Origin of the sequence: Dyadobacter fermentans DSM 18053 (assembly GCF_000023125.1) — a bacterium.
In the GTDB taxonomy this organism is placed as follows: Bacteria; Bacteroidota; Bacteroidia; order Cytophagales; family Spirosomataceae; genus Dyadobacter; species Dyadobacter fermentans.
This window is the reverse complement of record NC_013037.1, coordinates 151,772-176,526: the sequence shown is the minus strand read 5'-3', so window position 1 is coordinate 176,526 and position 24,755 is coordinate 151,772. Positions and strand designations below refer to the sequence as shown.

At 52.2% G+C, this 24,755-nt stretch carries 16 protein-coding genes; 8 read left to right on the top strand and 8 right to left on the bottom strand.

What is annotated here, in order from left to right; all coding sequences use genetic code 11:
• Positions 1-144 precede the first annotated feature (144 nt).
• Genes DFER_RS00745 through glgB form a run of 3 tightly spaced genes read left to right on the top strand, consistent with a single transcriptional unit; the run spans position 145 to position 7,383 of the window.
• Entirely contained in the window at positions 145-2,103 is a 1,959-nt protein-coding gene (locus DFER_RS00745; RefSeq protein WP_012779772.1) for an alpha-1,4-glucan--maltose-1-phosphate maltosyltransferase, read from the top strand.
• 8 nt (positions 2,104-2,111) lie between these two features.
• Positions 2,112-5,453: a maltose alpha-D-glucosyltransferase gene (gene treS / locus DFER_RS00740; protein ID WP_012779771.1), complete on the top strand. Its 3,342-nt coding sequence runs from the start codon at positions 2,112-2,114 to the stop codon at positions 5,451-5,453.
• A gap of 10 nt (positions 5,454-5,463) precedes the next feature.
• Entirely contained in the window at positions 5,464-7,383 is a 1,920-nt protein-coding gene (gene glgB, locus DFER_RS00735) for a 1,4-alpha-glucan branching protein GlgB (RefSeq protein WP_012779770.1), read from the top strand.
• A 560-nt stretch (positions 7,384-7,943) separates the two neighbouring features.
• On the opposite strand, the gene DFER_RS00730 is transcribed toward glgB, so the two are convergent.
• Complete coding sequence (locus tag DFER_RS00730) at positions 7,944-8,228, bottom strand: hypothetical protein (RefSeq protein ID WP_012779769.1); 285 nt, start codon at positions 8,226-8,228, stop codon at positions 7,944-7,946.
• A 271-nt stretch (positions 8,229-8,499) separates the two neighbouring features.
• On the opposite strand from DFER_RS00730, the gene DFER_RS00725 reads away from it, so the two are divergent.
• Complete coding sequence (locus tag DFER_RS00725; RefSeq protein ID WP_012779768.1) at positions 8,500-12,078, top strand: histidine kinase; 3,579 nt, start codon at positions 8,500-8,502, stop codon at positions 12,076-12,078.
• A 26-nt stretch (positions 12,079-12,104) separates the two neighbouring features.
• The gene (locus tag DFER_RS00720; protein WP_012779767.1) at positions 12,105-12,860 is read left to right on the top strand and encodes a LytR/AlgR family response regulator transcription factor; all 756 of its coding nucleotides are present in this window, start codon (positions 12,105-12,107) and stop codon (positions 12,858-12,860) included.
• Between the two features lie 4 nt (positions 12,861-12,864).
• On the opposite strand, the gene DFER_RS00715 is transcribed toward DFER_RS00720, so the two are convergent.
• Both DFER_RS00715 and DFER_RS00710 read right to left on the bottom strand, forming a co-directional pair.
• Positions 12,865-13,251, bottom strand: coding sequence for a DUF3037 domain-containing protein (locus DFER_RS00715; protein ID WP_012779766.1), 387 nt, complete (start codon positions 13,249-13,251; stop codon positions 12,865-12,867).
• Entirely contained in the window at positions 13,241-14,026 is a 786-nt protein-coding gene (locus DFER_RS00710) for a HipA family kinase (protein WP_012779765.1), read from the bottom strand. Before DFER_RS00710 ends, DFER_RS00715 begins: the two co-directional genes overlap by 11 nt.
• A gap of 154 nt (positions 14,027-14,180) precedes the next feature.
• Here DFER_RS00710 and DFER_RS00705 point away from each other — a divergent pair, with 154 nt between their 5' ends.
• Complete coding sequence (locus tag DFER_RS00705) at positions 14,181-14,513, top strand: hypothetical protein (RefSeq protein WP_012779764.1); 333 nt, start codon at positions 14,181-14,183, stop codon at positions 14,511-14,513.
• 10 nt (positions 14,514-14,523) lie between these two features.
• Here the strand turns inward: DFER_RS00705 and DFER_RS00700 are convergent, their stop codons facing one another.
• From DFER_RS00700 to DFER_RS00690, 3 genes are all read right to left on the bottom strand, one after another.
• Complete coding sequence (locus DFER_RS00700) at positions 14,524-15,312, bottom strand: HEAT repeat domain-containing protein (protein ID WP_012779763.1); 789 nt, start codon at positions 15,310-15,312, stop codon at positions 14,524-14,526.
• Between the two features lie 366 nt (positions 15,313-15,678).
• On the bottom strand, positions 15,679-18,321 hold the full coding sequence (locus DFER_RS00695; protein WP_012779762.1) for a DUF7133 domain-containing protein: 2,643 nt from the start codon (positions 18,319-18,321) through the stop codon (positions 15,679-15,681).
• Between the two features lie 165 nt (positions 18,322-18,486).
• Positions 18,487-19,380 carry a LysR substrate-binding domain-containing protein gene (locus DFER_RS00690; RefSeq protein ID WP_012779761.1) on the bottom strand — a complete coding sequence of 298 codons (894 nt, stop codon included), beginning with the start codon at positions 19,378-19,380 and terminating at the stop codon, positions 18,487-18,489.
• 196 nt (positions 19,381-19,576) lie between these two features.
• Here DFER_RS00690 and DFER_RS00685 point away from each other — a divergent pair, with 196 nt between their 5' ends.
• Both DFER_RS00685 and DFER_RS00680 read left to right on the top strand, forming a co-directional pair.
• Positions 19,577-19,897, top strand: a complete 321-nt coding sequence (locus DFER_RS00685; RefSeq protein ID WP_012779760.1) for a PadR family transcriptional regulator — start codon at positions 19,577-19,579, stop codon at positions 19,895-19,897.
• Positions 19,898-19,900: 3 nt separating this feature from the next.
• The gene (locus DFER_RS00680) at positions 19,901-22,591 is read left to right on the top strand and encodes an ABC transporter permease (RefSeq protein ID WP_222837298.1); all 2,691 of its coding nucleotides are present in this window, start codon (positions 19,901-19,903) and stop codon (positions 22,589-22,591) included.
• 61 nt (positions 22,592-22,652) lie between these two features.
• Here the strand turns inward: DFER_RS00680 and fdhA are convergent, their stop codons facing one another.
• Entirely contained in the window at positions 22,653-23,840 is a 1,188-nt protein-coding gene (gene fdhA, locus DFER_RS00675; protein ID WP_012779758.1) for a formaldehyde dehydrogenase, glutathione-independent, read from the bottom strand.
• 180 nt (positions 23,841-24,020) lie between these two features.
• Entirely contained in the window at positions 24,021-24,599 is a 579-nt protein-coding gene (locus tag DFER_RS00670) for an O-methyltransferase (RefSeq protein ID WP_012779757.1), read from the bottom strand.
• Between the last annotated feature and the right edge of the window lie 156 nt (positions 24,600-24,755).

The following is a 24,755-nucleotide window of genomic DNA, read 5'->3' as shown; positions in this document are numbered from 1 at the left end:
TTTTTTACTCCCAAGCTATTCGCCCGATTTCGATTCAACGTACGCGACCTCGCCTACCAGTCAAGACCTCCGGCACTCTGCAGGCACGATTTTGATCGTTACTCCGAACATTCATCACATCAACAAAACTAAAAACCATTGACAATGAGCGGGCTGGATGGCAGAAAACGAGTAGTTATCAGTAATGTAAGGCCGCAGGTCGAGGACGGCAGGTTCACGGCCAGGCGGGCAATCGGTGAAAGCGTCGGATTTTCTGCGGACATTATTGCCGACGGCCACGACGCCGTGGCGGCAAGCGTGATCTTTCGCCACGAATCGGATCAAATGTGGCACGATGTGCCGCTGGCGCATGCCGGCAACGATCACTGGCAGGCAACCTGGACGCCCGATCGGGAAGGTTTTTACGAATACCGGTTCACAGGCTGGGTCGATCATTTCACGACCTGGAAAAAAGGCTTGCTCAAAAAGTTTGATGCTAACCAGGACATTGCCGTAGAACTGAGGATCGGGGCGGATATCCTGAAAGAAGCGGCCGGCCTCGCACCGCAAACCGACCAGGCGGCATTTGAACAATGGATCAATGCGTTGGAAAATGCATCCGATCCGCAGGAAGCGGTGGATATGGTAGTGGGCGATGACCTTGCCGAAGCCATGTCGAAAATCCGGTACACGGACCGCATCAGCGTTTTTGACCAAACATTCCGGCTCGAAATCGAACGTAAAAAGGCCGGTTTCAGCTCCTGGTATGAACTATTCCCCCGCTCGGCCTCCGAGCTGCCCGGCACACACGGCACATTCCGCGATGTGCTGAGGCTGCTACCCAAAGTCGCCAAAATGGGCTTTGACACCCTGTACTTCCCGCCTATTCATCCGATCGGCGAAATGAAGCGGAAGGGCAAAAACAATTCCCTCGTACCATCCGCCACCGACCCGGGCTCGCCCTGGGCGATCGGGAACCGGCTGGGCGGGCATAAGGCCGTCCACCCGGAACTGGGCACGATCGAAGATTTTGCGGAACTGGTAACCAAAGCAAAGGAGCTGGGCATTGAAGTAGCGATGGACATTGCCTATCAGTGTGCGCCCGACCATCCGTATGTGAAAGAACATCCGCAATGGTTCAAATGGCGCCCCGACGGCACCGTACAATATGCCGAAAACCCGCCCAAAAAGTACGAAGACATTCTTCCTTTCGATTTTGAAACGCAGGATTGGCAAAACCTTTGGCACGAACTCAAAAGCGTGATCGATTTCTGGATCGGGCATGGCGTGAATGTGTTCCGGATCGATAACCCGCATACCAAGGCGTTCCCGTTTTGGGAATGGATCATCGCAGAGGTGCGGAAAGTGCATCCGCAGGTGATTTTCCTCGCAGAGGCATTCACGCGTCCGCGTGTGATGGAGCGCCTCGCGAAAATCGGTTTCAATCAGTCCTACACCTATTTCACGTGGCGTAACAGCAAATGGGAGCTGGAACAATACCTGTACGAGCTCACCAAAACTGACCAGCAATATTATTTCCGGCCTAATTTCTGGCCCAATACGCCCGATATTCTCCCGCATCACCTCGTGGAAGGCGGCGAGAATGCGCACATCATCCGCTTCATCCTGGCCGCGACACTATCCTCCAACTACGGATTGTACGGCCCCGTGTATGAATACGGCGTGAACACGCCCCATCCCGGAAAGGAAGAATATACCAACAACGAAAAGTACGAGATCAAGCATTGGGACTGGGACCGTTACAGCCGCACCCGTGAGATCATTACCCGCGTGAACCGCGTGAGAAAGGCTTACGCAGCGCTGCAATCGACCTGGAATATTCATTTTAATGAAACTAACAATGACCAGGTGATCAGCTACACCAAGCTGGCGCCGGAACGCGGCGAGTCGCTGCTGGTCGCGGTTAATCTCGACCATAATCATACACAGGGAGCACACATAAAAGTGCCGCTGCACGAGCTGGGGATCGGCTATGACCAGCCCTATGTCGTCAGCGACATGCTCAGCGGGGAAAAATACAGATGGCAGGGGGAATACAATTATGTGCAAATGAATCCCTGGGAAATGCCGGCACACATTCTAAAAGTTGAACGATTGAATTGACACAGCACATGGAATACAGGAAAGGAATGCCCGACAAAAATTTGCATTGGTACAAGGATGCAATCATTTACGAACTTCATATCAAAGCCTTCAAAGACGGAAATTGCGATGGGATAGGCGATTTCAAGGGACTACTGGAACAGCTGGATTATCTGCAAGACCTGGGCGTAACGGCCATCTGGCTGCTGCCCTTCTACCCTTCCCCGCTGCGCGACGACGGCTACGACATTGCTGATTATTACACGATTAACCCGTCGTACGGCGACATTCAGGAATTCAAAACGTTTCTGCGCGAAGCGCATAAGCGCGGCCTGAAAGTGATTACCGAACTGGTGATCAACCACACTTCCGACCAGCACCCATGGTTCCAGCGTGCGCGCCGCGCGCCCAAGGGCTCGGCGTATCGGAATTTTTATGTGTGGACGGATGATCCGCATCAGTTCAAAGACGCCCGCATTATTTTCCAGGACTATGAAAAATCGAACTGGACGTGGGACAACGAGGCCGAGCAATACTACTGGCACCGGTTCTTCCACCACCAGCCCGATTTGAACTACGACAGTATGGATGTACAGGAAGAGATCTTCAAAATCATCAATTTCTGGTGTAAAATGGGTGTCGATGGGTTCAGGTTGGATGCTGTGCCTTACCTTTTCGAGCGCGACGGGACCAACTGCGAGAATCTGCCCGAAACGCATGCATTCCTGAAAAAACTGAGAAAGTACGTCGATGACCGCTATCCCGGCACATTGCTTCTGGCAGAGGCCAACATGTGGCCCGAGGACTCCGCGGCGTATTTCGGGGACGGCGACGAATGCCAGATGAATTACCATTTCCCGATCATGCCGCGGATGTTTATGTCGCTGCAAATGGAGGACCGCTATCCGCTTACCGACATTTTCGACCAGACGCCCGCCATACCGGACAACTGCCAGTGGGGTATTTTCCTTCGGAACCACGATGAGCTGACGCTTGAAATGGTTACTGACGAGGAGCGCGACTATATGTATAAGACGTATGTCAAAGATCCGAAGGCGCGCATTAACCTCGGGATCAGGCACCGCCTGGCGCCGCTGATGGAGAACAACCGTAAAAAAATCGAGTTGCTGAACTCCCTGCTCTTCACATTCCCCGGTACACCGATCATTTATTACGGCGATGAAATCGGGATGGGCGATAATTTTTACCTCGGCGACCGCGACGGCGTGCGCACCCCCATGCAATGGAGCCCCGACCGGAACGCCGGGTTTTCGCAAGCCAACCCGCAACGCCTGTACCTGCCGCTGATCCTCGATCCGCAGTACCATTACGAGTCTGTGAATGTGGAATTGCAGTCGCGCAATTCCTCGTCGCTGCTGTGGTGGATGCGCCGGGCGATCAGCACGCGCAAAAAATACAAGGCATTCAGCCGCGGCGACATTAAGTTTTTAAACCATGAAAACGCGAAGGTGCTTGCATTTACGCGCAGCTTTGAGGACGAAACGATGCTGGTCATCGCCAATTTGTCGAGGTTCCCGCAACCTGTGGAGCTCGATCTGGATCAATATAAAGGGTTTCAGCCGGTGGAAATTTATAGTAAAAACAAATTCCCGTCGGTGAAGGACAACACACCCTACTTTTTCACATTGGAAGCGTACGGCTGCCAATGCTTCCTGATGCAGAAAACGCATCCCGAGATCGACGACAACCGTGAGCTACCATTGGTGAAACTCGATAAATGGAAAGATCTTTTGGAACCGAATATGCTGGAAAAACTGGAAACGCAAATTCTTCCGGCCTATCTGATGAAAATGAGATGGTTCGGAGGAAAAGGCAAAGGCCTCGACAAAGTGAGCATCGTTTCCCACGCCAGCATTCCATTGGGCGATAACCCGCCGTGCTTCCTGCTTTTGATCGAAACAACTTACCAAAACGACCTGCCGGAAATGTACCAGCTGCCGGTGGCATTCGGCAAGGAGCCGTTCGCATTCAACGTCCGCGAAAACTGCCCGCAGGCCGTGCTGGCGCGCATTCAGATCAAGGGTGAAGAGGAAGGGGTATTGTTTGATGCGATTTACGGACTTGAATTGCAACAGGCGCTCATTCAGAACATGGCAGCCAACGAACGGTTGAATGCTAAAAACAGCCAGATTCATTTTACGGGCAACCGGGAACTGGCGCAGCATATCAAGGAAACTGACCGCATCAAACCGCGTGTGCTTTCAGGAGAGCAGAGCAATACTTCCATTACTTATGATGGAAAGTATTTCTTCAAACTCTATCGCAAAGTCGACCGGGCCATTAACCCCGACGTCGAGATCACGCAATACCTTACCAATAAGGCCCGCTTCAAAAACATCCCGGCTTACATCGGCGCCATTGAATGGAAGTACAAAAAGGATTCAATGGTGCTGGGCATGATGCAGGAAATGGTGAGCAATGCCACCGACGCCTGGGCCAACATGCTCGACAGACTGGATAGCTTCAACGAAAAAGTGCTGTCCACAACAGACCTCGAGCTGCCTACCGAGCTGGTCGGAACGCTCACCGATCCTGTGGGTTATGAAGACATTCCAGACATTATGAAGGAATTGCTGGATGTGCATGTGGCTGAACAAGCGAGGCTGCTGGGTGAGCGTACGGCGCAAATGCACCTGGCCCTCGCAGGAGAAAAAGAAAACCCGGATTTCAAACCGGAGGAGTTTTCGTTGCATTACCAGCGGTCGGTGTACTCATCGCTGCAATCCCTGGTCCGTGCCACATTCCAAAGCCTCAACCGAAACATGAAGAAACTGACGCCGGAAATGCGCCAGGCGGCCGAGGAAACCATGCAGTTGCGGGATGAAATACTAACCGAGCTCAAAAAAGTATACAGCCACAAAATCGATACGGCCAAAATCCGTATCCATGGCGACTACCACCTGGGCCAGGTGCTGTTTACCGGAAAAGACTTCGTCCTGCTCGATTTCGAAGGAGAACCCGCCCGCAGTTACAGCGAGCGGCGATTGAAACGCTCGGCGCTACGCGACGTGGCAGGTATGCTGCGGTCGTTCCACTATGCGGCTCACAGCAGCCTTTACCTGGATAACCAGATCAGGCCGGAAGACGCGGGCAAATTGCTGCCGTTTGTGGAACAATGGTATCACTATATGAGCGGCTTTTTCCTGAAAGCATACCTGGAAACGGTGGGCAATGGCGCGATCATCCCGCACCAGAAAGGCGATCTCGAAATACTTTTGAGGACATTCCTGCTGCAAAAGGCGATTTACGAGCTCAATTACGAAGTAAACAACAGACCATCCTGGGTAATGGTGCCTTTGAGGGGCATCCGGGCCATTCTGGACAAATCGGAGGCGGCTGTGGTGGCTTAACAAACGAATTATGACGCAACAATTGGAAAGGCAATCATTGCTTACCGGCTACGACATCGACTTGTTCCGATCCGGTAAGCACTACCATATCTATAATAAACTAGGTGCGCATGTACGCAGCCAGGGTGGCGAATCGGGTACGCATTTCGCGGTATGGGCGCCCAATGCCGTGGAAGTGACCGTGATCGGCAACTTCAATGGCTGGGAGCGTGGTGCCCACCCGCTTTCCGCACGGGACGACGGATCGGGCGTGTGGGAGGGTTTTATTCCAAACATCGGCCAGGGCGAGTTGTACAAATATTACATCCGCTCTCAAAATGGCTACGAGGTGGAAAAAGGCGACCCATACGCCACTTACTGGGAAACGCCTCCGCGCACGGCTTCCGTAATATGGAACCTTGATTTCGAGTGGAACGATGCCAACTGGATTGAAAAACGTAAGTCCCCGGCATTGAACAGACCGCTTTCTATTTACGAAATACACCTCGGCTCGTGGCGGAGGGTCCACGAGGAAGAGGGCCGCTGGATGACCTACCGCGAATTGGCGAAGGAACTTCCTGAGTACTGCCGGTTTATGGGTTTCACGCATGTGGAGTTTCTGCCCGTGATGGAACACCCCTTCTACGGCTCCTGGGGTTACCAGATCACCGGCTATTTTGCGCCGTCAAGCCGCTTTGGCACGCCGCAGGACTTTATGTTCCTGGTAAATGCGCTGCACGAAGTGGAAATCGGCGTGTTGCTCGACTGGGTCCCCTCCCATTTCCCGACGGACGAACACGGCCTCGGCTACTTCGATGGCTCACACCTGTACGAGCACGCCGACCCGCGGCAGGGCTTTCATCCCGACTGGCAAAGCGCCATCTTCAACTACGGCCGGCACGAGGTGAAAAGCTTCCTCATTTCCAACGCGCTTTACTGGCTCGATAAATTTCATATCGACGGCCTGCGCGTAGATGCGGTGGCTTCGATGCTCTACCTCGACTATTCGCGCAAGGAAGGCGAATGGATTCCGAACCGCTACGGTGGTCGCGAGAACCTGGAAGCGATTGACTTTCTGCGCGACTTCAATGCGGCTGTTCACCAATCTTTTCCAGACACGCTCACCATTGCCGAGGAATCCACGGCATGGCCCGGCGTGACGCACCCGGTAAGCAACGGAGGCCTCGGGTTCGACTTGAAATGGATGATGGGCTGGATGCATGACTCACTTTCGTATTTCCAGAAAGAGGCTATTTACCGCTCCTATCACCAGGGACAACTGTCATTCAGTCTGCATTACGCCTTTTCGGAGCGTTTCGTCCTTCCGCTTTCGCATGACGAGGTGGTTCACGGCAAGCATTCGCTACTGCACAAAATGCCTGGCGACGACTGGCAGCGCTTTGCGAACCTGCGTTTGCTTTACACTTATATGTTCGGTCATCCCGGCGGCAAACTGCTGTTTATGGGCGGCGAGTTCGGTCAGCATCACGAATGGCGGCATGATTACAGCCTGGATTGGGACGAAAACGAGCGTCCGGCGCATTCGGGCATCCAGCGGCTTGTCAAAGACCTCAATGCACTCTACCGACGCGAATCCGCACTTTTCGAAAACAACTATTCGCCCGAAGGCTTCGAGTGGATCGACCACCAGGACAGCACAAACAGTGTGTTGGCGTGGATCAGAAAAAGCGAAGCCGGCGACCTGCTTTTTATCGCCAACTTCACGCCGGTAGTTCGCGAAAATTACCGGATCGGCGTCTCAAAGCCGGGATACTATCAGGAAGTCTTCAACAGCGATAACCTTCGCTATGGGGGCGCAGATCTCATTTGCAACGATGCCATTGAAAGTTACCCTATTCCAAAGCACGGCCGGGGGCATTCTATTCCGCTCACCTTACCGCCGCTGGGGGCGATTGTGCTGAAATACAGCGGTGAATTCGAGTGGTTATAAGGTAAAAAATTCCGGACACGCAACGCGCTGTCCGGAATACCCACTATACACACACTATTCGCTGTCGCTACCCTTCCGTCAGAAGTATTTGATTTTGTTTTTCAGGACGACCAGATAGAACAGCCCAAACCAACGCTGAATGAATCGTTTCATGGTAGTTTTTACATTTAATAATTCACGGTGAACCAAGGCGTCGAAATGTCTTGACAAAGTTGATAATCTTCACAGAAAAGGCTCGGTTTCGCGAATACGCCCGCTGCTTTTCCTTCAAATTCAGTGACGACGTGGCGCCCAAAGTAAGCCGAAGGCGCTCACGTCATCATCCTGAACACACTATACACACATTGGTGTCGTCATCTCACGATTGCATTTGATGGTGTAAAACTAGGTTTGGATAGTACCCTTCCCAAATCTGATGATCAAGAGGCAGAAGTCAACACTCAAGCGGATACATGAGCCCCGAATGCTCGGAATCTGCTATGTAACACTTCTAATTATTTTGCTCGCAGGCCACTAGTTCTATTTTTTCTAGCAGGGCTACTGGTTAACTGTCGACCGCGTCAATTCCAGTTCGGACGGAAGATGATAATCAGGAGAATGAACAGCAACGTTACCACAACTGGGACGGCCATTACCCACGCCAGAATCGATGCCGTTGTGAGGTTTCCCAGCCACCAGTAATATAGCGATGCGATTAGAACGCCGCTGATGGAAATCACGAGAATCCAGTAGTAGTATCTGGGTTCGCTGAGCTCTCTTTTAGTGATTAGATGATAGAGATAATATGCAGACAGCGCCACGACTGCGGTGCAGTCGATTAATGCGCCTACCAGATAGAGTACCATTTAAATTGATCGTTTGGGTTAGATTAGTAGGTTACCGATGGTGTCTTAGTAAAGTTTATCCATAATGCGAGGTAATAAAAATGGGATGTATGAACGGCGAGCTATCAATGATTAAATGGTCAAAGTAGTTAGGTCGTTTACAGTCCTCCGGCAGGTCGTCCAGAAACGTTTATACCCGTTAGTAAATCCACAACTGCCATTCGTTCATCGATCTTTACTTTGAATTCGGTTATGGCTACCTTACACAATCAGCAGGAAATTTGCCCCGTACATGCACCGCTTTCAGCTATTCTGGCTCATTGTGCTCTTTTGCCCGATCGTGGCCGAAGCACAGTTTGTTTTTCAGAACCTTAAAGAGGAAGACGGGCTCAGTGCGAAAGACGTCCGCTGCTTATACAAAGACGCTGACGGCTTCCTTTGGATAGGCACAGGCAATGGGCTGAACCGCTTCGACGGCCACGTGATCAAGGCCTATCAGGATGTAAATTCGGTGAGTACGATCGAGGTCAATGGCATTCATCCGATAGACGGCAAGGCGAATCTGCTGGTTGCGACTTCCCGCGGGCTGAAACTTTTCAACAAATCGACTGGGAAGTACCGTGCTGATAACCGCTGGAAGGCCCTGGCGAACAGGCCTATTCTTTCCGTCAAGGAGGACGATCAGCACCGTCTATGGTTTATCTGCCACAAAGACATCTTTATTTATGATGGAAAGAAAGTCAGGAAATTGGCCGAGTTGCTGCCCTGGGCGGAACGCGTCGCCCATGCAGACCTGTCGTTCGCCGCACGCAGCGCATTCTGCTGGGATGCAAAGCGAAAGGGTTTTTGGGTAGGCGGATACGGCTGCTTTTTTATCGACTGCGCCAATGAGACGGTGTATGATAGCACCCATAACCCCCACCGCTGGCCGATCCTGAATAAAAGGCAGGTCACCGCGATTACAATGGATAACCAGTACAACCTTTGGTATGGCTCTACCGTCGATTTTTCGCTCCATTTCTCGAAACCCGATTTACAGAGCGATACGGCCTACCTGCATTTGGATAACGTGCGTTCCACAGATGGTGTGAATTGCCTGTTCGTCGACGACCAGGACAGGTTATGGATTTCTACCTGGATGTACGCTGCGTATGTGAAGGAAGCAGGCAAACCGATCCGCAAAATTCCATACAGCCAGGACGCCGGCTATTCGATCGCCTATGGGCATTTTAATGGAGTTATTGAGGATGAAGAAAAAGACCTGTGGTTTGCCACCATCAACGGGTTGAGCAAACTCACTTACAACAACCCGTTTGAGATAGTTTACAAGCTGCCGAGCAGGCCGTTCTTTCTACAAGTCAGTTTCGCCGCCATTAATGTAATAGCAGCCAGAGGCGATAGTATTCTGGCAATGAAAGAGGACGGTTTGGTCCTCCTCAAACAAAACCAGCAGAGTTTTACGCACTATACGGCTTCCAAAGAGCGCGTGATCAAAAACAGGTTTTTCAGCTGCGCTTTCGCGAATGACACCTGGTGGTTCGGCGGGAATGGCGGGCTATATTTTCTTCGGAAGGGCGATAAGGATATCAGGAAATTCAGCCATCCTCGAATCAAACCACCGTTGACGGCGAGCGACATTGTCGTAGCAGATAATCAGGGAAGGATCTGGTTTCAGATCAGAACCAATGCATTTTACCGGTATAACCCCAAAACGAATGAATGCGAACGCTTCAATGGCACGGACAGTCGCTATGGCCGGTTCAATTTTAAGTCTTGCCAGAGTGCTCTGACGTTGAGAAACGGCGATGTGCTCTTTGCCATGCGAGGCGAAGGTATTCTTCGATTTTCCGAACAAACGCAGCGATTTACGGTCATTTCCGTGCCTGATAAGGATCGTTTTTACGCCATGCAGCTCATGGAAGAAACCGATGGCAACCTTTGGATGGCCGACCGTGACCGCGGTCTTTATAAACTGAACATTAACGGCCAATATATCGACAGTCTCACACCAAGAAACGGTCTGCTGACAACGCCCATCAACAGCATCGCCAGAGATAATCGCGGGGCAATTTGGGTCGCCGGGCCAGGCGGATTATCATTCTTTTTTCCTAAAACAAAAAAGGTGACCCGTGTGAGCATCAATCTCGGCAAGACACTGCAAGATTACTGGAATTACGTGCTCACCACGCCAGACCACATTTACGCGGCCATGCTGGACCATATCGTGGTGATCGATCCGACGAAGTTCACCAAAATCGTAGTCAGTAAGCCGCCGCATATTACATCTGTGAAGGTGCTGGGAAAAGAGGTCTCCGACTTCCTGCCCGCGTCGCTGATGTTGCTGGCAGACAAGGATTTCATTACACTGCAATTCGCATCATTAAAGCATCGCGATATTCCCACATTGCAATACAGTTATCAATTGAAAGACATCGAAGAACGATGGGTGTATGCCGGGCGTAACATGACGGCCAGTTACAATAGCCTGCCACCGGGAAACTATGTTTTCAAAGTGCGTAGCACCGACGAACATGGCAGATGGATGAAAGAGGTTTCAGTACTCAAAATCAAGATACTTCCTCATTGGTGGGAGAGCTGGTGGTTCCTGATCGTCGTGGGCTGCGTATCGGGTGCGTTTTTCTTCATGACCTACCGTAGTTATGTCGCCAGGAAACATAAACGCGAGCTCGACAAAGCCATCGAATACTTCGTCAATTCAGTCTATGGCGAAAACTCTGTCGATGAGATCTGCTGGGACATTGCGCGGAACTGCTGCCTGCAACTTCGCTTCGAGGATTGTACCGTGTTTTTATGGGATGATGACAAACAGAAACTGGTTCGAAAGGCCTTGTATGGCTCAAAAAACATCACCGAAAATGAAACTGTCGACCCACTGGAACTAGAATTGGGAATGGGAATCGTAGGAACCGCCGGCAAAACGAAAAGAGCGATCAACATTTCCGACACCTCCCGCGACCCTCGCTACATTGCCATGGACGCGAGCAAATTTTCGGAAGTAGCCGTACCCATCCTGCATGAAGGAAAGCTAATCGGCGTGCTGGATTCGGAACATTCCGAAAAGAGATTCTTTACCGAGGATCATACCCGCGCGCTTGTGACGATTGCGTCCATCAATGCCAACAAAATAGCCGAAGCGCAGGCAGAAGCGGAGGCGGCGAAAAAGGAGCTCATGCTGCTGGAAATTAACCGGATGCTGGCGGAAAGTCAGCTAATGGCGCTGAGGGCGCAAATGAACCCGCATTTCGTATTCAACTGCCTTAACAGCATCCAGGAATGCATTGTGACGCAGAAATACGGCGACGCCAGTAAGTACCTCAACAAGTTTTCAAGACTATTCAGGATGGTCCTTAACAATTCCGATAGGACCCTGGTGACCATCGAAGAGGAGAAAGAAGTGCTGCAACTGTACCTCGAACTCGAACAAATGCGGTTCGAACAGAGCTTCATCAGCAGCATTGAAATCGACGAAGACCTTGAAGCCGACGACATTCTGCTCCCATCCATGCTCCTGCAACCGTACGTTGAAAATGCAATCTGGCACGGGCTCATGCACAAGGAGGGCTACCGGGAACTGAAAATTGTGTTTTCCAAAATTGATGAAGATGTTTTCAAATGCATCATCGAGGATAATGGCATCGGGCGCGAGAAGTCGCTGGAAATTAAACGGCGCAATGCAGTTACCAAACGGCACAAGTCGAAAGGCTTGCAAATAGCAAAAGACCGCCTCGACCTCATCGACCGCCAGGGGCAGCACGCCTCGGTAAATATCATCGACAAATATGACGATGACGGCAATGCAATGGGCACGATGGTAGTCATCGAGCTTTCTACTTCACTGGACTATACCTGATTTTACACTATAATACCCTAAACGTTATGCTCAAAACACTGATTATCGATGACGAACAGAAAGCACGCAATGTTCTGAATCACTACCTGAACAGCTCGGTCAGGCAAGAGGTCGACATCCGGCATGCCGAGTCGGTCAAAGAAGCGCTGAAAGTATTGGAAAGCTTCCAGCCCGACATTGTTTTTCTGGATGTGGAAATGCCGCACCAAAACGGCTTCGAGTTTTTGCTGGCCAGAAAAAATCCGCCCTACGACATCGTCTTCACGACGGCTTTCAACCAGTATGCCATCCAGGCGATCCGGTTCAGCGCGCTCGACTACCTCCTCAAACCGGTAGATCCCGAAGAACTGCAATCGGCGATAGACCGTCACATCGAAAAAGTGAAGGAAAAACCGAAGCAGGAAACGCAGCAGCTCTACGACAATCTCGTCCACAATATCGAGAAGAAGAACATCCGCGATTTCCGGCTCGCCGTTCCGTCGAGCGAAGGTGTATTTTTCTTTACGCTCGACGAAATTCTCCGTTTGGAAGCCGATAAGAACTACACGGCAATTCACCTGATCGGAAAACGGCCGTTTCTGGCGAGTAAAACGCTGAAACATTTCGACGAAATGCTGGGAGAATTTAATTTCATCAGAACGCATAAATCGCACCTCGTAAATCCGAAGTACATTAAGCAGGTGACGCACAACAACCAGTTCCTGCTGCTGTCGGACGGTTCGAGGATCGAGATTTCGCGACGGAAGAAGGAGCTGGTTCAGCAGTATCTGAAATTGAAATGAACCGTTATTTTACCTGTTGTTCAAAAAGCATCCGCAATGTCTCACCGGGATCTGTACAAAAACCCGGATGGACTCTGGACGTTTGTAAAACGGTGCTGCGGGTAGCCGTAAGCCAGCGAAAGCGTGATGCCGCAGGCAATGCAGCAATAGGGCTCCCGCATTGCCGGTTACCCACGCAAATTTGCCTGAATGCATCAAGATACGCCTGCACTTCGGCCGGGTCAGTTTCCGCACAAAGGGCCCGGAGCCGCTGAGGATCGAGTTCGATACAGCATGACAGAAAACCCCGGGATGGACAGTACAGCACCACGCCCGCATTGATAAACTCTTCACGCTCCACACGCGGTACAATGCGCAGGACTGCATATTCGTATAAAAACTTATCTGACATCCTGCGCTCCTTTCACAAATGTTTCGGATGCCGACAGGCGGGCTTTCAGGTATGACACGTAAGCCTGCCTGTGCTCGTCGGCCGTTTCAAAAGGCGCGTCGCGAAGCAACCAGTCGTCGGGAATGAGGGATACCACCGCCGGGATAATGCCACCCGCAAGCCGCTCGCGGAATTCGGCATTTACTTCTTCCAGCATGGTCGCACTTTTCAGCAACACGTGGTCCTTCACCTGCGCGAAAGGCCGTTTGGCCTGTTCCTGCCAGTTATCCCACGAATGGTGGAAGTAGAGCGCCGCGCCGTGGTCGATCAGCCAGAGCTCTTTGTGCCACATCAGCATGTTGGTGTTGCGGGCCGTACGGTCTACATTGGTAAGAAAGCTGTCCAGCCACACGATCTCGGAAGCGAGCCGAGGCGGCACCTTCGTCACAACGGGATCGAAAGTAATGGCGCCTGACAGGTAATGCATCGCCAGGTTAAGGCCGGTGCTGGCTTTGAGCAGGTCCTGGATCTCCTCGTCGGGTTCAGTCCGGCCAAAGCCCTCATCCAGATTAGCGAACACGATTTCAGGTACTTTCAACCCCAGAAACCGCGCCAATTCCCCTCCTATCAGCTCCGAAATCAATGCTTTGGTACCCTGCCCTGCGCCCCTGAATTTTAATACATACAAAAAATCGTCATCGGCCTCGGCAATGGCGGGAAGAGAGCCGCCCTCGCGCAGGGGTGTCAGATAACGCAGCACGTTGACGGTCCGCAGGCTGACAAGATCGTTGTCCATCAAAACAGCTTAAATTGGTTGAAAGGGCCGAATATAGTCATTTTGGTAAATTTTCAGGCTATTGTCGCCGGAAGCATCCCGCATCTGCGGCGGTTTCGGCGGTACTGGAATGGTATTTGAAGACATTTCAAATCATCAAACTAAAAACCATTCAATGAAAACGCTATTAAGCTTCATCATGGCACTGGCTTTCGTGGTTCCGGCTTGCGCGCAATCCAGCGACAGATCATCCCGGTCGTCCAAGCAAACGCAAAAATATGAACGCAAAACTACCCGGCGTCAGGTCAAAACAGCCGATTCCTCCGACCTGAATGCGATTCTCAAAGATTCGGCCAATGCGGAAACCGGGCCGATCCTGGATGACAACGGGAATGTCAATTCCACCGGTGCGGTCGATGGTAGCCGCAGCAGTACCGGACGCCCCGATGCCGACACGACTTCTTACACGATCAAACGGAAGAAAACGGTTATCAAACAGCGGCCATAAAGAACCGATCCTATCGATGAATGCGATTGGCCTGGCCGCGTTCGGGATAATGCTCATCGACCATTCGCGCTGCTTCTTCCTGGGTGAGTGCGGCAAAATCGCGGTAGCGGTGATGCACGTCCACGATCTCTTCCAATGCATCATAAACCAGCTGCCGGTTCTCCCAGGTTTTCAAATGGTTGAGGACTTTGAGCAGGCAGCCTTTTTTATATGCGATCTGACCAATCACGTGCACCAGCGTTCCGCGCACGCGTGCGGTGTGGTCGTGCTGCAGCTCCTGTAAAAGCGGCAGGATATCTTCGGGATGCTTGCGCCCGCGCAGTTCGATGCCATGGCATATCTCCCGCCGGATTTCTTTGTCGGGATGGTGTAAATATTGCCGTGCCCAGGCCAGCACCGGAATCGGGTTCACCTCCCCCATTTTCTTCACCGAACCGATCACCGCATTGCGCGGTGCGTGGTGAGTATCTTGCAAACCTTCGTCGAAAATCGTTCGAACTTCTTCGAAATGCTTCCTCCCAATCTCTCCCGCCGCATTGATCGCCGTTTGGCGAACCCTGAAATCATCGTCTGTCAAAAATCCGGCGAGCATTGTGTGCACCGCAGGGCGCAATGAAGCTTCCTCCTCGTACAAGCGACCGGAGGCGACATAAGCCGTCTTGCGGATATACGTGTCATCATCTGCATAATACACCCGCACATTTTCAGCCTTCTGAGCGAGTAGCGCCTGTCTGATATCATTGCCAATTGCCGACACGCGATCGGCCCGTTCGGATTTCGAGAGGTCGTAAAATGCCACGGCACAAAGAAGGTTAGTTGGTTTTCCTCAAATATGGGAAGATGCTGCGGCAAAAAAAATCCCCGGCAACAATTACGTAGCCGGGGCATGCTGTATAATAAACGTTGAGTAATAGACTATGAGGTCAAACAATATGTTAGTCAAACTACTTCAAAATACTTCGATGAGGCTACTAAAATACCTCAAAAATTGCAGACGAGATAAAAAAAGGTCGATAATCACTAAAAAAACATGAGAATTTCGTCGAATCCGTCAAAACCGGTGTACGCATTACCCCGACGCGCGCAATTTTTTTGCATTTTGTTGTAGAACACGAAAGCCGGCCTGTACAATCACAAGCCGGCTCCGATATTCAAACAAATAGAATTACTTCTTCTGCTGCGAAAGGAATGTAATCAATGAAGCAAATTCTTCATACGAAAGCTCATTGGCCAATCCCGGGGGCATCATCGACGTTTCCATTTCTTTGCGCGAGGTAATGTGGGCTACTTTCAGCGTGTTGACCTGGCCCGCAATGTCCCGGATCACCAACTTCTCAGCCGATTCTTCCGACACAAAACCCATGTAGGTCTTGTCGCCTTTGGTAGTGATGAGCACCGACGCAAATCCTTGCGAAATAGACGCATTTGGCTTCAAAATAGACTCCGCAATCTGCTCGCGGTTCATAATCGAGCCAATCTGACCCATAAATGGCCCTTTCATTACTTCGTTGCGGCTCAGGCTGTGGCAGGCCACGCAGCCCTGCTTGGTGAACAATTTGCGGCCCAGCGCGGGATCACCTTGTATTTTCGCCATCGCCAGCATCACATCCTCAATCGACGATTCGCCCACCTGGCCTTTCTTATTACGTATTTTTTCAAGGTCGATTTTCACTTCTTCCTTGGCTGCAACCACTTCCTCGCCGCCGAATTCCGTAATGCCCATGCGGTTACGCGCATTCAGGTCGGCGTATAACTGCTTGTCCGTAGCTTTGTTCCACTCTGCCGTCAGGAAATCTTTGATTTTCGCAGATCCTTCCCAGTCGATACCCTTGTAGTACGGGCCGTGGGTATCCGGGCGGGTGCTCCACCACCAGGAGCCGTCGTAGTCGGCTTCTTTCTTGTAGATCCGGCCTAGTGTCGTCAAAATCTGGCCTTTCAACGCCTGATCGGACGTTTTGCCGTAGGCGGCGATCAGGCCGTCTACCGCTTTGGGATCGTGCATGTAACGCAATGCCCAGAGCGCGATCGTTGAATTTTCGGTTCCGATGGCATTCACACACGCATCCACGGCATTCAACGCCACCAGCGCGCGCACCGCGATGTGCGGCGTTACAATGGCAGAGTTCGGCGTAGCGTGCGGGCCTTCGGTACCTTTCGCGGGTGCTTTAAACGATGCCGGAACTTTCACTTTCAGCAACGCCTGTGCGCCTTCCTGGCGGCCCAAACGCCCCAAAGCAATGGCTGCGGCCAGCTTTTCGCGCGGATTGCCACCGTCGAGCGCTTTCAGGAAAGGCTCCACCGGTACTTGGGCAACGTAGGATTTGCGGTCGGCCAATGCACGCAATGCGTATTCGCGCATGGTATCGTCCGAAGCGAGCTTCACCAGGTTATCGATCCCGTCCGCCCCTGCTGCCTGCACGTAAGTGTACATACCTGCCACGCGCACGTAGGCAGGCGCCTTCTGATCATTGGCGACGCCCCATGCTGCTTTCGCTGCATCTTTGGGAGATCGTTTGAGCAATTCCTGCTGCGCCGCAAGGCGTTGTACCGCACTCTCCGACCGCAGCAATGCAGCCAGCTGTTTCACCGACGACTTGCTGATGTCTTTGAAAGCCTTATACTGCCAGTCCTTAGGCACTGCACGCACAATAAATCCTTTGCCGGGGTTACCCGAGTAACCGGCGCCATCCCAGGCGGCCAAATAAACACGTCCCGAAGCGTCGATATCCAGGTCGGTTACCTGTGAAAGTTTGATAAATTCTTCTTCTTTTTGCTGGAAAGTAGGCCCGTCTGGGGTGATACGGTGGACGTACACCTGGCTGCGGCCCCAGTCGGCCATCATCGGTACGCGGTTGTATTTGGCAGGCCATGTAGGATCGTCCATGAAGAGCGAGCCGGTTCCCGAACCGCCGCCAAGGTCGACCAATGCAGGGATGATTTCTTCCGTAAAATTTTTGAACAACACCGGATATCCATATTCTCCAGACTGGATCTGATTGCTGAAACGGATGTTCCAACCGCCGCCGTCATTGGTATTGTCGCGGGTGAAAATGTTCATGTATGGGTCAATGGCCACATCGTAAATGTTCCGCAAGCCGTGCGTGTACACCTCCATTTCGGTGCCATCCGGCCGTACGCGCACGATGCCGCCGCCGAGCTGCGTCATTTTCTTGCCCGAACGGTCCAGCGCGTCGTGGAAACCAAAGTCGCCCACGGCAATGTAAATCCAGCCGTCGATACCCATTCGGATACCATTTGTAGCGTGGTCGGTACCGCGGCTTTGCAGGAATTTCGGCGAACACACGTTCTGGATCAGCGGCTTGGCAGGGCCATCGGCCACGCCGTCGTGGTTTTTATCTTCCAGCACCACCAGGTCCATCCCCGACGCCTTGCCGGTTTCTTTGGAAAAAGTGGTGTGTAGCACAAAAACCTGATCTCCTTGCGCGATAATGCCGCGGGGGTTGTCGAGCATTGCGAAAGTCGTGTGCTGGTCTACCTTGCCGTCGTTATTCGTATCGACAAGCCGCACAATGCTTCCTTTGCCGGGGGTTTTGCCCAACGACCCGATCATATCCACGCCTACAAAGACTTCGCCCGTGGGTGCCACGGCCAAACAGGCCGGGCTTGGCGTAAGGTCGTGGCCTGCAAAATGCGTCACATTCAGTTCCGCGGGCCATGCAGCGGCGTTGGGAAGTGAATCGGCCCGGGCCAGGGTGCGGGCTTCGGGTCTTGTTTCTTCTTTCAGGGTGCCAGTCGTTGTCCACAGCATGAGCAGGAACGCCGATACGCTTAATGTAATTTTTAACATAAATAGTTTAACAAAAATAATTTCAACTCTTTCATCAAGAGCCGATTGGTACAGTACACAAATTCTTAAAATAGGATGCAGTGCGGAACTACTCTAAAAAACGATGATCTCATTAAAGAAAACATTTTCCAACCCGTCCGGCAGCATTCCAGGCAATCCGAATGCTCATTTCCGCTGGTATAATGCAAAACGCATAAAGAGCTCCGGCAAAGCCTCTTGCTGGCCATGCAAAGTTGTGAAATGGAAATGTCGGTCGATCGACAGCCCTTCCACATCCACGATGCGACATTCCTTACTTTGCAATTCTTTCAAAACGGCGTGCACCGAAATGAACGCCATGCTATCGGAATGCAAAATGTACAATTTCATGCTTTCGCTGCTGCTCAGCTGCATTTCCACATTCAGATCTCCCAGTCCGAGGCCGATCGATTTCAGCGCATGTGCGATCACTTCCAGCGTGCCCGAGCCCGGCTCGCGCAGCAGCAGCGGTATTTGGCGAAGCTGCCCGGCATCGACCACGCCCGTGGCCGCCAGCGGATTTTTACTATTCGCCACGAGCACAATTTCGTCGTTGAGAAATTCGGTGTACTTGATAGCCGCATTCTTGGAATAGCCTTCGATCACACCCAGGTCAATTTCCTTATGCTGTAATGCATGCTCTATTTCCTCGGTATTTTTGGTGGTGAGCGTCACCTCGATGTTGTGAAACTTCCGGTGAAATGCAGCCAGAATCGGCGGCAGAATGTACTGCGCGGCCGTGGTGCTCGCTCCCAGCCTCAGTTTGCCGCTGTTTCTTTGCGAAAGGCTGTTGATTTCAAATTCCAGGTTTCGGTAAATATCGAAAATCTGCTCGGCATGGTGGAGCAGAATGTCCCCCGCCGGAGTGAGGCTGATCCGCGCGCCGCTGCGTTCGAACAGCTTCGTTTTCAACTGACTTTCCAGCTCATGAATGTGCTTCGTCACCGCGGGTTGGGTAATGAAAAGCTCGGCTGCAGCCTTGGTAAAACTAAGGCGTCGTGCGACGGTCTGGAAAACTTGCAGGCGGAAGTCGAAAACCATAAACAGGTGCAGCAATGTACAGGAAAAGCAAATTAACGGCTTTCCGTACAAATGACCGCAAGTATTGTCCGGCAGGCACGTGAAATGTCCGGTTCTGGACAGCGTCGATCGGCAGAAAGCCCGTTTTCAAGCTGCAAATGCATTTTTGCAACTGAGGCACGTATTTGTTATACATTTAAAGAAAAAATCAATTCCTATGAAAGGAACCTACCTGGGAGAATTTGAAGAGGTGGTCTTGCTGGCTGTGGCGATTCTGGCCGGCGATGCGTACGGCGCTGCCATTACCAATGAAATCGAGCAGCAAATGAACCGGTCGGTGAACCTGGGCGCGGTGCATGCGGCATTGCACCGGCTGGAAGAAAAAGGGCTGCTTTCGTCGCGGCTTGGCGGCGCTACCGCAGAGCGCGGCGGACGGAGCAAGCGCTTTTTTACCATGACCATGGCCGGTAACAAGGCCCTGGACAATATCCGCGAAATCCGTAACCGCATGTGGAATGCGATTCCAAAACCCGCCTGAACCGTGAAAGAAAACATTGAACCGCCGAAATGGCCTACCCGGCTACTCCGCCTTTTCTGCGCGCCGCACCTGGTGGACGAGCTCGAAGGCGACCTGCAAGAACTCTTCACAAAGCGCGCAAGCCTGCACGGATACCGCCACGCACGAAACCGTTATCTACGCGATGTGCTCAGCATGGCACGCCCGTTTGCATTCAAAAGGCCTGCATCCCGACACCCGCAACCATCTGTATTTCCGCCATCCATGATCAGAAATTATTTCAAAATAGCGCTCCGCAGCATGTGGAAGCACAAAGGTTTTTCAGTCCTGAACATCACCGGGCTCGTCACCGGCATTACCGCCTGCCTGATGATCTTGCAATACGTGAGCTTCGAGCTCAGTTTCGACCGGTTCCATCAGGATTTCGACCGCATTTACCGCATTACCAACGACCGTTTCCAGCAGGGCAAGCTCATTCAGCATGGCACCATCACCTACCCGGCCGTCGCGGCGGCGATGGCGAAGGATTTCAATGAGGTCGAAACCTACACGACGCTGGCTAATCCGGGCACATTCAGCCTGCAAAAAGACCGGAAGATTTTCGAAGAAAAAGGCGTTTATACCGACGGCCGTTTCCTCTCTGTTTTCACCTTCCCGCTCGTGGCCGGCAACCGCGCTACCGCATTGAAAGCGCCGCACTCGATTATTATTTCGGAATCCAATGCACAGCGCATTTTCAACGCTTCCCCGGACGACTACGCGGGCCTGATCGGGCAGACGATCAAGGTCGATATCGACACTGAGCCCTACCAAATCACGGGCATCATGAAGGACTTCCCGGCGGCCTCGCATTTAAAGTACGGCGCATTGATGTCCCTCGAAACCCTCTCACTTACGTGGGGCGAATGGATCAAAAACAGCTGGGAGAGTTCCGACGTGTGGCATTACGCCAAGCTGCGGCCCGGCGCCGATGCGGCTGCGCTGGAAAAAAAGTTTCCGGCATTCAGCAGCAGGTATTTCTGCGGCGACAAGGTTTCAGGCAGCGTGGAGCAGTTTTTTCTCCAACCACTCTGCGACGTGCATCTGGTTTCGGATTATGAATATGAAATCGGTAAGGTAAACAATGGGAAAGCCGTGTGGACGATGCTCATCATCGCAGCATTCATTCTGCTGATCGCATGGATCAACTATGTTAACCTCGCCACGGCCCGCTCGCTCGAACGGGCACGCGAGGTAGGCGTACGCAAGGTTGCCGGGGCAACGTCGGGCCAGCTGATCGGGCAATTCCTGTCCGAATCGGTCTTACTGAATGTGCTCGCGCTGGCGCTCGGCATTGGATTGGCCGTGGTGCTGCAACCGGTTTTAAACAATGTAATTGGAAAACCGCTCTCGTTTGCATTGCTGGTGGGTGCAGGTTATGGCGGAAAAAACTTCGCATTAATGCTGGGCGGCGTGTTTTTGCTGGGCATCCTGCTGTCGGGCTGCTATCCGGCCTTTGCGCTGACGTCCTTCAAGGCCGTGCAGGTGCTGAAAGGTTCGTTCAAGCGCTCGGCCAAAGGCGCGTGGGTGCGGCAGTCGCTCGTGGTATTTCAATATACGGCATCAATGGTGCTTATTGTAGGCACTTTCATTGTATTTAAACAACTGAAATTCATGCGGGAAGGCAACCTGGGCTTCAATATGGACCAGGTACTCGTGATCCGCGGCCCGCAGCTCACACTCTGGGATTCGACTTCGATTGACCGTATCAACAGCTTCAAAACTGAGCTTGAACGCATTCCTGCGGTGCAATCGGCGACGGCGTCGGGCAATGTGTTCGGCAACAAGCTGGGACGTAGTTTCAATGTCAAAAGGCTGGGTTCCGGCGATCAGAAAGGCGTAACCTTCGCCCGGATGCCTGTCGACGGCGACTTTTTTGATACCTACAAAATTCCAATCATTGCGGGCCGCAACTTCCTTCGCACCGACTCGAACCAGGATCCCCGAAAAGTGACCAACGCAATCCTGAACGAATCGGCTGCCAGATTGCTGGGATTTCCCAATGCCCCGGAAGCTACCGGGCAAAAGTTTGTGATGCAAGGGAAAGAATGGGAGATTATCGGCGTCGTGGCCGATTTTCACCAGCAATCCCTTAAACACAGCATTGAACCGATCGTATTCGCTCCATTTTACAGTCTGGCGGGGTACTTTTCCATGAAAATCAACGCAGCCGACCCGGCGCGCAGCATTGCAACCGTGCGCGAGCAGTACAACGCATTTTTCCCCGGCAATAATTTCGACTATTTCTTTATGGATGAGCGCTTTAATGAGCAATACAGAGACGATCAGGTTTTCGGCAAAGTTTCGAGTTTTTTCTCGCTGCTGGCCGTGCTGATCGCTTCGCTGGGCATATTCGGACTATCATCCTATACGATCACCCAGAGGACTAAGGAAATCGGCGTCCGCAAAGTCCTTGGCGCGTCCACATCCGGTATTGTATCCTTGCTTTCGAAGGATTTTCTCAAACTGGTGCTCTTCGCGATCGTTATCGGCGCGCCTATTGCCTGGTACGGCGTCGATCAGTGGCTGAGTGACTTCGCTTACCGCATTCATATCGAATGGTGGATGTTTATGATCGCTGCGGCGGTATCGCTGCTGATCGCATTTGCCTCCGTCAGCTTCCAGAGTGTACGCGCGGCATTGATGGACCCGGTGAAAAGCCTGCGGAATGAGTGATACAGGAAATTAAAACAAATGGCAACCACAATAAAGGGCTGCCATTTGTTTTGAAATCTTATTAAACAATCATCCCATGCGGATCGATCACAAACTTCTTCGCGGCTCCTTTGTCGAAATCCGCATAACCTCTCGGCGCGTCTTGCAGTGAGATTACTTCCACATTGACAGCCTTTGCGATTTGAATCTTATCCCACAAAATCGCATTCATTAAATTCCGATGGTACTTCATCACCGGGCATTGGCCGGTGTAGAATGAATGCGATTTGGCCCATCCGAGGCCGATCCGTATGCTGAGGCTGCCTTCCTTGGCCGCAGTATCGCGGGCACCCGGGTCGCCGGTAACGTAGAGGCCCGGAATACCAATAGCGCCGCCGGCCCGGGTAACGGCCATAGCCGTGTTCAAAACGGTAGCGGGGCGCTCTTCGACGGCATGCGCACCATGACCACGGGCTTCGAAACCCACGCAGTCGACGAAACAATCTACTTCGGGAACACCCACGATTTCGGCTATGGCCTGTTCCAGCGGCGTATCCTTCGTGAGATCGATCACCTCGCAGCCGAAGCTCGCCGCCTGGGCAAGGCGCTCGGGAATCATATCCCCGACGATCACAACGGCAGCGCCAAGCAAATGGCAGGAAGCCGCACAGGCAAGGCCCACAGGCCCCGCGCCGGCCACATACACAATGGAGCCCGGGCCTACCCCGGCCGTAACAGCACCGTGGAAACCGGTCGGGAAAATATCGGAAAGCAGCGTAAGGTCCTTGATTTTGGCCATCGCCTGGTCCTTGTCGGGGAATTTCAGCAGGTTGAAATCGGCGTAGGGCACCATCACGTACTCGGCCTGGCCGCCTACCCAGCCGCCCATATCCACATACCCATACGCAGCGCCGGGGCGCGAAGGGTTCACATTGAGGCAAATACCGGTTTTACCCTCTTTGCAATTACGGCACCGCCCGCAGGCAATGTTGAACGGTACGGAAACGAGATCGCCCACTTTAATGAACTCAACATCGCGGCCCGCTTCGATCACCAGACCGGTGATTTCATGACCGAGCACAAGCCCTGCCGGTGCTGTTGTACGTCCGCGAACCATGTGCTGGTCGCTACCGCAAATGTTGGTAGAAACGATTTTCAGGATCACGCCGTGCTCGCATTTGCGGTCGCCAAGCGCCAGTTTAGGATATTCAATTTCCTGAATCTCCACTTCTCCCGGTTTAATGTAAGCTACTCCATGATTTTGGCACATAAGCTAAGATTTAAGGGTTGGAACTAAATCTTTGATCAATACAAGACCTTCTTACAATTATCAAAGTCAAGCCGCAAGTCTCCTTAATTTACTCCTACCTCAACCATAAAAAGTTACAAACCACCCTCCGATTGTGCGGAAGGGCGGTTTGGGGAAATAAACGGAAACAATGCTGTCGTCTCAGCGCTTCACGGCGAGGATAATGCCGGTGGCCCACACCTGTTTGGTGACAATCAGGTCGGGGCGGTTGTCCAGGTCCTGGATCAGTTTTTCGGCCTTTTTATCGTGACCTTCGGGCCAGTTGGGCTGGGGTAGCATGTCGTCGATGATGTAGAATGCGCCGGGATTGAGCATGTTGAGCACTTCATCCAGCAGAAGGTATTTCCCATGCCAGGTATCGGCAAAAATGTAGTCGTATTTTTCGCCAGGATTAGCATTTACCCAATCCTCGCCGTCGGAATGTGTGAGCGTCAAGCGAGGGTCGCCGCCGAGGTGGTTTCCGGCGATTTCCAGGAAGCTGGCTTCGTGGTCGATCGACACGAGCGTCGAATGGGGGTCCATTCCGTCGAGAATCCAGGACGTGGAGAGGCCGGTGCCGGTGCCAAGTTCCAGAAACCGGCCGCCGGGCTTGGACGCGGCGAGAGTTTTGAGTAACGAACAGGTGGAAATGTCGGATGCCATCGTAAAGCCGGAGGCTTTGGTGGCTTCGTCGATAGCAAGGTAAGCGGCCGGCAGCGGTTGATTGATGTCTTGGTTCATGAGCGGTTTGGTGGTGGATAGAAAGCCGAAAAAATCAATTTTCAGCGAGATATAAAAGAAAATACCGGATCACTTACCGCTTAATAAGAAATGCTGAAAATGACGCATTTATACAACAGTAAGGACATTCCATCCCTTACTTTTGCCCATACTTCT

Excerpts from the sequence above, each read along its gene's own strand:
- fdhA (WP_012779758.1), bottom strand. The coding sequence starts at position 23,840 with ATGTGCCAAAATCATGGAGTAGCTTACATTAAACCGGGAGAAGTGGAG.
- DFER_RS00710 (WP_012779765.1), bottom strand. The coding sequence starts at position 14,026 with ATGGACAACGATCTTGTCAGCCTGCGGACCGTCAACGTGCTGCGTTAT.
- treS (WP_012779771.1), top strand. The coding sequence starts at position 2,112 with ATGGAATACAGGAAAGGAATGCCCGACAAAAATTTGCATTGGTACAAG.
- DFER_RS00670 (WP_012779757.1), bottom strand. The coding sequence starts at position 24,599 with ATGAACCAAGACATCAATCAACCGCTGCCGGCCGCTTACCTTGCTATC.
- DFER_RS00730 (WP_012779769.1), bottom strand. The coding sequence starts at position 8,228 with ATGGTACTCTATCTGGTAGGCGCATTAATCGACTGCACCGCAGTCGTG.
- DFER_RS00705 (WP_012779764.1), top strand. The coding sequence starts at position 14,181 with ATGAAAACGCTATTAAGCTTCATCATGGCACTGGCTTTCGTGGTTCCG.
- DFER_RS00695 (WP_012779762.1), bottom strand. The coding sequence starts at position 18,321 with ATGTTAAAAATTACATTAAGCGTATCGGCGTTCCTGCTCATGCTGTGG.
- DFER_RS00690 (WP_012779761.1), bottom strand. The coding sequence starts at position 19,380 with ATGGTTTTCGACTTCCGCCTGCAAGTTTTCCAGACCGTCGCACGACGC.
- DFER_RS00725 (WP_012779768.1), top strand. The coding sequence starts at position 8,500 with ATGCACCGCTTTCAGCTATTCTGGCTCATTGTGCTCTTTTGCCCGATC.
- glgB (WP_012779770.1), top strand. The coding sequence starts at position 5,464 with ATGACGCAACAATTGGAAAGGCAATCATTGCTTACCGGCTACGACATC.
- DFER_RS00685 (WP_012779760.1), top strand. The coding sequence starts at position 19,577 with ATGAAAGGAACCTACCTGGGAGAATTTGAAGAGGTGGTCTTGCTGGCT.
- DFER_RS00745 (WP_012779772.1), top strand. The coding sequence starts at position 145 with ATGAGCGGGCTGGATGGCAGAAAACGAGTAGTTATCAGTAATGTAAGG.
- DFER_RS00720 (WP_012779767.1), top strand. The coding sequence starts at position 12,105 with ATGCTCAAAACACTGATTATCGATGACGAACAGAAAGCACGCAATGTT.
- DFER_RS00715 (WP_012779766.1), bottom strand. The coding sequence starts at position 13,251 with ATGTCAGATAAGTTTTTATACGAATATGCAGTCCTGCGCATTGTACCG.